An 11,006-nucleotide genomic window follows, 5' to 3' on the forward strand; every position below is an offset into this window, starting at 1 on the left:
GGGATTACATCACAAGAGCTTTATTAAGTGCAACTTCATAGAGAATTGGTATTAGATAGAAGTTTTCTCATCTACACACCAACCAAAATTCAGCTTTGATTAAAAATAAATAAACACGAAATAGCAAGAGTTTCACACGATATTTTATTCTCAACAAATTAATTTTAATGACAAAAAATTACGAGATAATAGGGCTTTAGGCTAGGGGTATAGTAAGCGATCACTCCATCAAGGAAATAACGGGAAAAGTCAGATTAAGGTTTAGGTGCAAGGAAAAATTGCAGCCAAATAAAGGGTGCGATCGCAAGCCTTGTTCAAGTATGAACTGGCTAGATTCAATTTGTTGGTGGAGAAGATTTTATGGCAATATCGACCCTCTTGAATAACTAGCAATAATGGTGGATTAAGTTAAATAGCTAGTAAACCATTCATGTAAGCGCAACGTACAGACAGAACCTGATTGACATTTTCAGTTTTCCATTGTGCTCCAGAGATTTTGATTCGTTTGCCAAGGACTTTGATTGCTGACTCTACTGCGCCTGAATCAATGGAACAGAGTTGTTCAGCTTGATAATATTCGTAATCGACAATCCGATGGCGATGCTGGTCGAGATAGGCGCAAAAATTTTTCACTTGTTTACCTTGAAAATTGACAAATAAAGCCTTAATTGTATATAGTACGTAAATACTATAAAATAGTGATCGCTCTGTGCCAGTTGCGTAAGTCCTGATGACTCGTTGGCACTTAGACGTAGACAACATTTTTCCAGCAGCGGACTTAATTGAGAACGTGACTTCAACCCTAATCTTTCGGCTTGTTTAGCTTTCAACTTCAGGACTCCCACACAACTTTTTACTTTTCGGGTCTTTCCTGTGTTGATTCCTGTTGCTTGTTCGATAAAAAAAGGGCTATTTGCGGGCTAACTTGTTCTAAAATTTGCGTTGTTTACCGCCGTAGGCATCGCACGGTTTTTTCGATGCTTTCCAGGTTGTTTAATTGGGCGGGGTTTGTTTCTTCATATAGTATGCTTGCTAGTTCTCGCAGACAGGCTTGCAGACGGGAAGAGTTTTTCTTGAGTCATCAGTTTGATGTAGGGCTTATATGTTTCCCTCTATTTTGCCACCACTAGTAAATCTGCCAAAGTAGGATGCTCCCGCAATCGCAGAAAAAGCAATGCAAGTTGCGTTTTCTGCGATTGCGGTATCGCTGGCTGAAAATCCGAAAAATTTTTAATCTATGGTTGACGTGTTCCACAGCAACTCAAAAGCGCGCTTAATTACAATTAAACTTTGCTTTGACGCATTTATTGACTTATTGACTTTGTTAAAATCCACATCTGGATTAACAAAATATTATTTAGTAGGATAGATTTCAATATCAATTGCTATTTATATTGATGTAATGTATAAACTAAATGTATCCTGTATTGCCATTTGACAAGTTTAACCCATGAGTCAAGAAACTTTTACAGATCCCTCTGCAAACTACGAATTTACTGAAGATAATTTTGCTGTACCAGATGAAGACTTTTCTCTAAAATACTTTCAGGCACAAGTCATAAAATCCGAAATGTACTGGAGTCGCTTTGGCGGTCGTCCAGACTTATCCGGTAAAGTTGTCCTCGAAGTCGGCTGTGGACATGGCGCACTGTGCATTGATGCAGCCATTTCCGGAGCGCAGCGGGTAATCGGTCTTGACCTTATAAGTAGCCGTATCGAATTTGCGCGCAATATCGTAGCGGAACGCTACCCAGATATTGCTAACAGAACAGAGTTTCATCACTTGGACATTGACAACCTGACGACGCTTGATGGCCAGGTTGATATCGTAATTTCCAAAGACACTTTTGAACACATCATGGGCATAGAGCGAGTTCTTCTTTCAATAAAACGAGTTCTACGCCAAGGGGGCTTACTGATAACTGGTTTTAGTCCACTTTACTACAGTCCTTTTGGCGATCATGGATATCACGCAATTGGAAAGCGCATCAAGATACCATGGGCGCATCTCATTATTGGCGATGCGCGTGTTGTTGCAGGTTATAATAAATACCATAAATACCATCCTGGAATCGAGTGCCATTCGATCTATGACCTTGGACTCAATAAACTTAAGCGCCGCGACTTCCTGCAAGCCTTTAATCAAGCAGGATTTGTGATTGTTAATGAGACATTAAATGCAACAAAAGGGGCTTCCAAAGTGATGCCCTTGTTTCGCCTTCTGAATAAAGTTCCTGGTCTTGAAGACTACACAACTGTCAGTATGTACGTTGTGGCCCGTAAGACTTAGGAACTGATCTCTATGGCGTACACACAATTCCTAGAATCCTTGTTTGGTAAGATCAAGTAAGGTTTTGAGTTAATTATCAATAGTATCAGTTTATTGGTAATTAACTTAACAGAAAATCAAGCATTTTAAAACAAGACTTACGCAACTGGCACATTGCGATCGCTAATAAATAATACTTTAGTACTATAAAAATGCACATGAAATGAACTTGACCAAGAATGCTGCGAGAAGCGATCGCATGACAATTAATTACACCTGGAACAGAAGTAGCGATCGCGTGTATTGCTTCTGGTGCGATCGCCATTTGATCCACAAGCCAAGGCAAATTCTCTTTTAAAACTGACCAGCCACTTCAAAATACCAACAAGGCGACAGGAAAAGCTAATACCAAATCCATCCATTGATAACCTAGCCAAACTCCTATCAAGCCGCCAATTACAGAGATTGTTACCCAAATATCACTCATGGTATGTGTCGCATCAGCTATGAGAATTGAGCTACCTACCCGCTTACCCACAGCACGTTCATAAAACGCTACGAAAATATTTACACCCAGCACAATTAGTAATAACCACAACTCAGGTGGCGATATTTTTATCGGTTCACCACCACCTTTGAGAATTCGCTCGATTGCTCCTTACAGAATTTCAAAACAGGCTATTCTTAGAGCGCCCACAGCTTCAAACTTGCTGTGTCCGTAAGGATGTTCGCGATCGGGTTGTGGAGAAGAAAATGTACTCGCAATTAATCCTAAAACGTTGTTGGCGCTATCTGTCACACTATGTAAGGCATCAGTTAGCAAACTCAAAGAACCTGTCCAGTAGCCCACAAGTGCTTTTAATCCCATTACAAATAGGTTGAGTAATAGGGTAATAATTAAAACCTTTCTTACTTCAGCGCGGTTATCGTAAGTCATAGATAATTTATCACATCAAATTCTATGACTTCTAATGTAGACCTCAAAATACAAATAAATACAAACGAAGTGTATCAAAGTCTTACGCAGTAAGAGTTAAGTCTCTCTATAACCTCTATTGACCTTGATGGAGCCGACCAACTGCTACCCAACATTGTTGCTGACACAGTTTTAGCAGACAAAGCCGATGATGCGGATGAGCGAGTAATTGAGCGGCTGATTCGGCACAGGGTAAAACCGCAGTGATTCCCCCCAAGCGTAACCGTAATCACCCTCGTGACTACGACCAAGATTTGTACAAAGCTCGTCACCTGATTGAAAACTTCTTTGCCAAACTCAAACAGTATCGGGCAATTGCGACGCGCTAGGACAAACGCGCTGCCAACTTTCTGGGTGCAATTTATCTTGCTGCTTCTATTATTTGGCTCAATTGATGACACGCCCTAGTACGTCACGGCATAAACAGAGTAACCATTTAAAAACTCTAAAAGTCCATTCCATAATACTTTTGACTTTTGACTTCCGCCTTGGGGTACTAGTGGTCTTTGAAGAAGCACCGGCAACTATCGCAGTGGGATTCAGACCCCTTCTTCCGGTAATATAAATACTTGTCAAGAAGTTTTAAATAAAAAAATATGTCTTCAATTCCTCTAACATTGAACTTAATTGAAGGTTCAGTCTCCTTTAGCTTTTCACCCCAAGCAGCACGAGAATTAAAGACAGCGACGGATCAACTCATGGAACGCCTAAAAGCGATCGCTGCTAAACCAACTCCTGGCGGTGGTAGAGTCACTCCCCAGCCTCCCTTGGAATATCGTTATACGGGTGAAGTATTTTTAGAAGTTTTTTGTAATCCGAATATCTGGCCAACGCCCTTCGCAGCCAAAGTTTTGCTGACTGTCCGCAATGTCAACATTCGCTTGACTACTGAAGCTGAACTTACTCGCATCATTGAAGACATTAATCAATATTTAGAGCAAGTAGGATAATAGTTCATCCGATTTTTCTATGCTTTTCGAGATTTTTTTAGGAAAAATACTATAAAAATTTTGGATTTTGTGAAGGTTGAGCCAGTTGCTGGCGGAGGTTCCCTTTGTGGTGGCAACTGGTGACGGTTAGCCCGACTTAGCAAACTTTTCCAGACAGATTTTGGCTTTGAACAGCAAGCAGGTTATCACTTACTTGAGGGAAGCGATGCAATAAATTGCGAGTCAAAAGTGAAGTTCCTGCACTTCTATCAGATCGATGTAGGAACTTCACAGAATCTACATACTAAACTCAAGCCGTGACACCAGATGTACAGAACAAATGGTTTTGATGCCTTCTTTAACTTGAAAAGTTGTATAAATTCAGACTCAACTGCTTCTGTGTTAATCAAAAACGCAAGATTCTGTATAGGGCAATGCTCATTAAAAACCAGAGATTATCTCTCAGATTGAACGTTGAATCGTTGATGGTGACATCCACACATCAAAAACAAACTCCCAATCCCAAACCCGACATCAAACATTGATTAGTCGTTGTCCCACTGTTCGCGACCAATTAGGTCGCCAATGCGATCGCGTAACAAAAAGTCACATTTCTCTAATTCACATTCAACGCAAACCCACTCTCTCGCTGGAATGTATTGGCAGAGGGTATATATTGGCTGTTGTCGGCTAATCATTCCCTTTTGCACCAGTCGGCGTGCTTCGTCTTGAATCACATCTAGAGAGTAGTAACTGATAGAAGGCACCGTATTCACACTCATGTTTTTTACTCACAAATTAACACTTACGATAGTGTTCCCGTTAAAAATAAGGAACAAACATTACAGAAATTATACTTGTGGCTACAATTTTGTAGTTTGCTATACGGAACTATTTTTATTTTGACGCTACATCTCCAGAAAATATTTCAAGAAATGTTAAGAAAGTCAACGAATCCTGACATTATCGGGAAATCCGCTTTACAAAAAAAGTTCCAAGTAGTTAACTTAACCTGCTTATGTAGCTGTATGACTTGGATGCCACAAGTCTGAAAATCTTGCCATTACTGTCTTTAGGCAAGATTTGGTGGGTAGGAAGAGTTTATATCGCGTAGGCGTAGCCCGCCGAAGGCATCGCTTACTTATCAAATAATCACCTTAAAAGCTGGATCTATAACTGCTGGTATTCATCTAAGGTAAACAACACAATAATATTTGTCAGTTCCTTGGGTATAAACTGTTGCAAAACATAACGGCTAAAGTATACTACGAAGGCTTTTACCATAGCATCTGTTAACAATTTCTTAAGTAAGTCCGTAATTTATTAGTTAATTTCAGCACTAACATTATCCAGTTTTATTTTGAAAAACATCTTTAAAAGGGTGGAGTAATCCTCTAATTCGTAAGATGAACACACATAAACAAAAGCCAGAATACAGAATTGGTGAATATTCCACTCATCAAGGAATGAAGTTTTAGCAAGGAAGAATGTTTAAACTTTGTTTCGCCTACAAGAAAAGAAGTGTCTTGCTGAATTAGGTTATGTTCACATTAAAACAGACGCGATCTAGTCACGTCTGTAAACTGTTTGGCGAATTTGCTGAGATTAATTGTTCTGAAGTTACATTGTTGTTTTAGTTACTTATTCGGAGAATTCATCATCATTTTGAACAGTGCTGTCTTCTACTGCTACTAGATTTTCTGGTGGGCGATCGTGGTTAAGTTGGTTTAGTAGTGCCAATACCTTATTACCACGTTCTATGGAGCGATCTTCGAGAAATATTACTTCTGGTGTACGACGTAGCCGTACCCGCGCCCCAAGTTCGCTGCGGACGTAACCTGTGGCCGACTTTAAGCCTGCCATTGTCTCTACCTTAGCTTCATCCGTACCATAGATGCTGACATAGATTTTGGCGTGTTGGAGATCGCCGGAAACATCAACATCAGTAACACTGACCATTCCAGTACCCACACGGTCATCCTTAATTCCGTTAAGCAGCATTTGGCTAACTTCCCGTTTGATCAGTTCAGCAACGCGGGAAACCCGACGATTTGTAGCCATAAAAATTTCGCCTCATCACAGAGGTTGTACGACAAAAATAGATGCAGGGTAGACAGTACTTAGCGAGAGCAACGCTAAGAGCAATCGTCTGTGGGGCACAGCCCCGATATAACGCTAATCTAGATTGTACTCAAGCCCAACATTGCCCGTAGGGTGAAAGTAAGGAAGACTAGACCGCTCACAAATAAACCCAAGATAGCGATCGAGGTGATAGGGCGTTTCAACAATGGCACTAATGGCGCAAAGGTGTTCAGAAACAAGCCTAAGACGATCGTAATTAAGTACCGGGGGTAGCGAAAGACGTTATCCCAAAATCCGTCAAACATCTGAATCTAAACTGCCTTGTTATATACTTACGTTTGTTTTGATATGCTTTATCTACTCAATTGTAATATATGCGGCTGGAAAATTAGCCAGTTAATCTAAAATTTGGTTCGTCGGTTATATTGGCTTTATTTAGTCATAATTATTTTCAGTTAAATTGTAAATAAATGGTAATTCAAGTCTCAAAGGAAACTAGCCCGCGTCCATTTTTGAAGTGGGCAGGGGGTAAAAGTCGGTTAATACAGCAATATATTCCTTATTTTCCCAAGAGTTATAAAAATTACTATGAGCCATTTTTAGGTGGTGGTGCTGTTTTTTTCTATCTCCAACCAAGTGCAGCCATTTTAACTGATATTAATGCTGAATTAATTAACACTTATTGTTGTGTCAGAGATCGTGTTGAAGAATTAATTTCTCTATTAAAAGAGCATAAAATCCGACATGGAAAAGATTATTATTATAGCATCAGAAACAACTCTAATGGTACTAATATAGAAAAAGCGGCTCGTCTAATTTATCTTAATAAGACTTGTTTTAATGGTCTTTATCGAGTCAACTCACAGGGTAAATTCAATGTGCCATTAGGCAGATATAACAATCCCAATATTTGTGCTGAGGTTTTACTCAAAGCAGCCTCCCAAGCACTTTCTCATGCAGAAATTAAACAAGCAGATTTTACAGAAGTCTTAAATCATGCGACTAGCAGTGATGACTTTGTATTTTTTGATCCGCCCTACTATCCGATTAGTGACACTAGCTATTTCACTGCTTATAGTCAAAATTGTTTTAGTAAAAAAGACCAAGAACTTTTAAGAGATACTTGTGCAGAGTTAGCAAGTCGTGGTGTCAAAGTTATGGTATGCAATTCTGATAGTGAATTTATTAGAAAAATTTATACTGATATCAATTTTGAAACCTATAAAATTAAAGCAGCGCGTTCAATTAACTCAAATATAAAAAATAGAGGCATGATTGACGAACTATTAATTACATCTTTTAAAGATTTTTATTTGCCCAAGCAATGAATCTGTCTAAGCTATAAACGGCTAATAAATTATGGTTGTCATTAACTCTTGCTTTCAGCCATTTGCTTGCGCCTTCTCGCATACCTTCACCACCTAAAATTACGATAGTTGGTGCAGGGTAATAGTGCTGAATATTCATGTTCAAGTAAGGAAACTTTTCATCAACGGAACCGGGGCTTTCTTGCCATTTGCACTCAAAAATTAAACCAGATGGCATCACAGATGAGCCAACCACATAAAAATCAACCTTTAAATACGTATGATAAATTCCAGTTCCAATATAAACTTCTTTTCCATAACGTTTTGGCAATAAAGTAGCATTTAGTATAAATTCTTTTTGGACATAATTTCCTACTTGAAAATAATTATGCCCATGCAAGATTGCTTCTATATTTGCTTCTAAAATATTCCCAGACTTATTTGCCCGTCCGCCTTGAGTCAGAGCCATCCTCAATCCCTCTGCCAAAAGTCCTGCTTATTATAGGATTTCACAGAAGTAGTAAAAAATGGTCAGTTGCTTAATATGAATTTTTGATTTTGACTTAACGAGGTTGGATTAATAGGTAAAAAATCCGATTTTATTGGTATTTTTGTACTAAATAGATACAAATGTATTAATAATTTGGGTAAGCAAGGAGTTATTAATTCAGATAATAGTTAAAATAATGGATTTTTCTTTAGTCTCAAAGACCAACTATTGCAAGCGACTCCGCCATTTTTCTGGGTCTTGGGAACAGTGGAAAACAGCGTAGATAATAATCTCCTGTTCATTAAACTCGTAAAAAACGACTTAGGGAAAACGCCTAATTGTAGCGCGGCGATAGGTTTCATGAACAATCTGGTATGTGTTGGGGTAATGCTAAATTAAATTTAGGCAGGCATCAATACAGCGTAGAAACTCACCGCCTAAACCAAATTCGCGCCCCTTGTGCCAGTAATAAGGTTCAATAATGTCTAGTTCTGCGGCTATAAGGCTAGTTAGGTTTCTAGCCATATCGTTGAGAGATTCTGGCTTTTACCTCTTCAACAACCTCTCTAATAACTGGAATTTAGCTTGGATAAATTTTAGTGATTTCGTCTTGGCTTCAACCTGTCTGAGCTTCAGTATGACCGTTGCGGATAGACCATGCTAGTTCTAAAAGTTGAGTCCAGCGCTTTTGTAGCTGTTTGGGGGTGCATTTGATGGCTTTAGCGATCGCAACGTCATTTTCCCGTGCAGTTTTTAACTGTAATATTTGCTGTTGCTGTTCTGTGAGTTGATTCACAAAGATTTCCCACTGCTGCGAAGATAAACCCAACTTTTGCTCTAAACCCGCGCCTAACCATTGATGTACTAATTGCCAATGGTGTTGTTTGGCAAACTTTTCTACGTGGTATTTAAACCGTTGTTGGAGATAATCGCGCTGACGGCTGGTTAAACCGAGAATTTGGTCAATTTCTGGGGCTGAGAGGTCTTGAAGTTTCAAACTGAGGTAGTTCATACAATCAGATTGACCTTGAGACTCCAGATATTTCATCAATTCAGTGATGACGCGATCGCGTTCTGATTCTTCAGATGGATCGAAATTAGTTTGGGCGATCATTTGCGATCGCAGCTGTTGCACCGCCGAGTTACGCTGGTAAGATTCTGCTTCTTCACCCTTAGCAGACTCTACCGCCATTTCAATATCCACGGTGGTTTCTTGGGGCTGACGACGAGCAAAACCTTGGGCCCGCAAGATAATCAATTGCTGATTTGCACCACCAGGTAAATTGATCCGGCGTTTGGCATACTGCTCTGTAAAGGCCATGTATTCAGCTAATTGTAGCTGAGTACGCGGCGTGTGATTCTCTGGTAGTTCGTTTTCTCTACGGAAAGCTTTAATCGCTTCGATATAAAATGCTTGTAAAAAATCTTCAATCAAGCTGTAACGAGCATCAAAGCCCAACTCGGAACCAGCTATAGTTACATGACGGTAAACCATAGCACCCAAATTGCTATGTAATTCCACCCGCCCTTGTTTGGAACCTAGTTGGTAGTAACGTAAGCACTTTTGCATCCGATGCCTTCCCAACGTCATCTGCCAGGACTTGATTTCCCCAGATGTTTGAATGCGGGAGCTTTTGTCGCAAATGCGTTCTACTTCTACGGCTATGCGCTTTGCTAAAGCTTCTACACACTTGGGTGTTGCTTTCACTTGCGCTTGCATTTCCTCAGACAGCAATTGAATCAAGCGATCGCTGCTGCTATCTAAAAATTCTTCAGTCGAAATGTGGTTATCAAAAATGGGTGTAGAGTTTGGTAGATTGACGACGTTAGCTTTCATGACTTTTCCAGTAGTATTGCACCGTAATTACAACGCAGACACAGCAATCAAGACCGTCTTAGGCTGGAGAATCTTTAGGCATTCATCCATCAAGACTTGCCGTATATAATGCTCACATTTAAAGCTCATATATCAAAACTATAGGAAATACGAAAGAGTTACAGTTCTGGCAATGTGTCGGTTTTTTCACAAGCCACCATCTCAACGCTGGCACATGAGTACCCGCCATTTTCTTAAAGTTGTCAAATACCTTACCATACCAAGTTTTAGCACCATTCTCTTAGATCCACTGCCTCAGCGAACAGCCCATCCTAGACATCACTTTTAAATATGACAATTTTAAAACTGGAGTTATTTTTATTACAATTTCCGAAACAAAGAGGTGCGCCTGTGAAGTGAAATTCTTATACCCATGCTGCTGCTGTTTCCCAACCTAAACCCCTCCGTATAATTGCTGCTTCGTCTCCGGTCATATCCAAGATAGTAGATACTTCATAAGTAGGTTCTTTGCCAGTGTCTACAATTATGTCTACCAACTTGTCCAAACGATCAAATAGCTCTACCCGCGACTGAATCGTTTCAGGATCTATCCGAATCATGCCATTATCTGCTTCATCTGGTGGCAGATGTGCTGAAGTTGAAATAATCGGATTGCCCAATGCTGCCAGCAACTCCAAACATACAGTATGGTTTGGTACTCTAATTCCAGTAGTTTTCCGCTTGGGGCTTTGTACCAATCGCGGTACTAACTTCGTAGCTGGGAGCAAAAACGTGTATGGCCCTGGAATCAGGCGTTTCATAATCCGATAGGCTGTGTCACTTACGAAGGCATAAGTTGCCACATTTGAAAGCGAGGGACATAAAAATGTCAATGGTTTATCGTTTGCTAGCTGTTTAATTTGCCGCACTCGTTCTACCGCCGACTTGGCATTCAAATCACAACCAATCGCATAGACTGTATCAGTAGGGTAAAGCATGACTGCTCCACTAGAGAGCGCCGACTTTATTTCCTCTATTCGGCGAATTTGAGGATTATCCGGATGAACTGGGAAAATTTTTGCCATAGGACTGGAGATTGGGGAAGGTGGGGCCCCCTCTGGGGATAAGGGGTAATGG

General features: G+C 40.1%; 11 protein-coding genes and 2 pseudogenes. 4 read left to right on the forward strand and 9 right to left on the reverse strand.

Annotation, left to right across the window (positions count from 1 at the left end):
• Positions 1–408: 408 nt before the first annotated feature.
• A pseudogene (locus tag ACFE93_RS31990) lies at positions 409–1,057 on the reverse strand (hypothetical protein).
• A 393-nt stretch (positions 1,058–1,450) separates the two neighbouring features.
• On the opposite strand from ACFE93_RS31990, the gene ACFE93_RS31995 reads away from it, so the two are divergent.
• Positions 1,451–2,290 (forward strand): class I SAM-dependent methyltransferase, encoded by an 840-nt coding sequence (locus ACFE93_RS31995; RefSeq protein WP_375479736.1) that lies wholly within the window; start codon positions 1,451–1,453, stop codon positions 2,288–2,290.
• 178 nt (positions 2,291–2,468) lie between these two features.
• Here the strand turns inward: ACFE93_RS31995 and ACFE93_RS32000 are convergent.
• Positions 2,469–3,206: pseudogene (locus ACFE93_RS32000) on the reverse strand (cation diffusion facilitator family transporter); the annotation flags it as partial.
• 242 nt (positions 3,207–3,448) lie between these two features.
• On the opposite strand from ACFE93_RS32000, the gene ACFE93_RS32005 reads away from it, so the two are divergent.
• Complete coding sequence (locus ACFE93_RS32005) at positions 3,449–3,574, forward strand: hypothetical protein (RefSeq protein ID WP_375479738.1); 126 nt, start codon at positions 3,449–3,451, stop codon at positions 3,572–3,574.
• A gap of 267 nt (positions 3,575–3,841) precedes the next feature.
• Entirely contained in the window at positions 3,842–4,195 is a 354-nt protein-coding gene (locus ACFE93_RS32010) for a hypothetical protein (protein WP_194046709.1), read from the forward strand.
• 524 nt (positions 4,196–4,719) lie between these two features.
• On the opposite strand, the gene ACFE93_RS32015 is transcribed toward ACFE93_RS32010, so the two are convergent.
• From ACFE93_RS32015 to ACFE93_RS32025, 3 genes are all read right to left on the reverse strand, one after another.
• Positions 4,720–4,956, reverse strand: coding sequence for a DUF4327 family protein (locus ACFE93_RS32015; RefSeq protein WP_334851564.1), 237 nt, complete (start codon positions 4,954–4,956; stop codon positions 4,720–4,722).
• Positions 4,957–5,815: 859 nt separating this feature from the next.
• Positions 5,816–6,235: a 30S ribosome-binding factor RbfA gene (gene rbfA, locus ACFE93_RS32020; RefSeq protein ID WP_179068594.1), complete on the reverse strand. Its 420-nt coding sequence runs from the start codon at positions 6,233–6,235 to the stop codon at positions 5,816–5,818.
• A gap of 119 nt (positions 6,236–6,354) precedes the next feature.
• Positions 6,355–6,561 (reverse strand): DUF751 family protein, encoded by a 207-nt coding sequence (locus ACFE93_RS32025; protein WP_375479741.1) that lies wholly within the window; start codon positions 6,559–6,561, stop codon positions 6,355–6,357.
• Between the two features lie 165 nt (positions 6,562–6,726).
• On the opposite strand from ACFE93_RS32025, the gene ACFE93_RS32030 reads away from it, so the two are divergent.
• Entirely contained in the window at positions 6,727–7,584 is an 858-nt protein-coding gene (locus tag ACFE93_RS32030; RefSeq protein ID WP_375479743.1) for a DNA adenine methylase, read from the forward strand.
• Here ACFE93_RS32030 and ACFE93_RS32035 read toward each other — a convergent pair.
• The 4 genes from ACFE93_RS32035 to ACFE93_RS32050 form a co-directional block, all read right to left on the reverse strand.
• The gene (locus ACFE93_RS32035; RefSeq protein WP_375479745.1) at positions 7,556–8,032 is read right to left on the reverse strand and encodes a PD-(D/E)XK nuclease superfamily protein; all 477 of its coding nucleotides are present in this window, start codon (positions 8,030–8,032) and stop codon (positions 7,556–7,558) included. The two genes, ACFE93_RS32030 and ACFE93_RS32035, sit on opposite strands and share 29 nt — an antisense overlap.
• 411 nt (positions 8,033–8,443) lie before the next feature.
• Positions 8,444–8,578 (reverse strand): hypothetical protein, encoded by a 135-nt coding sequence (locus ACFE93_RS32040; protein ID WP_375479747.1) that lies wholly within the window; start codon positions 8,576–8,578, stop codon positions 8,444–8,446.
• A 91-nt stretch (positions 8,579–8,669) separates the two neighbouring features.
• Complete coding sequence (locus tag ACFE93_RS32045; RefSeq protein WP_375479749.1) at positions 8,670–9,890, reverse strand: HetZ-related protein; 1,221 nt, start codon at positions 9,888–9,890, stop codon at positions 8,670–8,672.
• 404 nt (positions 9,891–10,294) lie between these two features.
• Positions 10,295–10,954, reverse strand: a complete 660-nt coding sequence (locus tag ACFE93_RS32050) for an L-threonylcarbamoyladenylate synthase (RefSeq protein ID WP_375479751.1) — start codon at positions 10,952–10,954, stop codon at positions 10,295–10,297.
• Positions 10,955–11,006 lie beyond the last annotated feature (52 nt).

This window comes from uncultured Nostoc sp. (assembly GCF_964247315.1).
Classification (GTDB): domain Bacteria; phylum Cyanobacteriota; class Cyanobacteriia; order Cyanobacteriales; family Nostocaceae; genus Nostoc.

Coding starts and splice junctions, on each gene's coding strand:
- ACFE93_RS32045 (WP_375479749.1), bottom strand. CDS start 9,890: ATGAAAGCTAACGTCGTCAATCTACCAAACTCTACACCCATTTTTGAT.
- ACFE93_RS32015 (WP_334851564.1), bottom strand. CDS start 4,956: ATGAGTGTGAATACGGTGCCTTCTATCAGTTACTACTCTCTAGATGTG.
- ACFE93_RS32035 (WP_375479745.1), bottom strand. CDS start 8,032: ATGGCTCTGACTCAAGGCGGACGGGCAAATAAGTCTGGGAATATTTTA.
- rbfA (WP_179068594.1), bottom strand. CDS start 6,235: ATGGCTACAAATCGTCGGGTTTCCCGCGTTGCTGAACTGATCAAACGG.
- ACFE93_RS32025 (WP_375479741.1), bottom strand. CDS start 6,561: ATGTTTGACGGATTTTGGGATAACGTCTTTCGCTACCCCCGGTACTTA.
- ACFE93_RS32010 (WP_194046709.1), top strand. CDS start 3,842: ATGTCTTCAATTCCTCTAACATTGAACTTAATTGAAGGTTCAGTCTCC.
- ACFE93_RS31995 (WP_375479736.1), top strand. CDS start 1,451: ATGAGTCAAGAAACTTTTACAGATCCCTCTGCAAACTACGAATTTACT.
- ACFE93_RS32040 (WP_375479747.1), bottom strand. CDS start 8,578: ATGGCTAGAAACCTAACTAGCCTTATAGCCGCAGAACTAGACATTATT.
- ACFE93_RS32030 (WP_375479743.1), top strand. CDS start 6,727: ATGGTAATTCAAGTCTCAAAGGAAACTAGCCCGCGTCCATTTTTGAAG.
- ACFE93_RS32050 (WP_375479751.1), bottom strand. CDS start 10,954: ATGGCAAAAATTTTCCCAGTTCATCCGGATAATCCTCAAATTCGCCGA.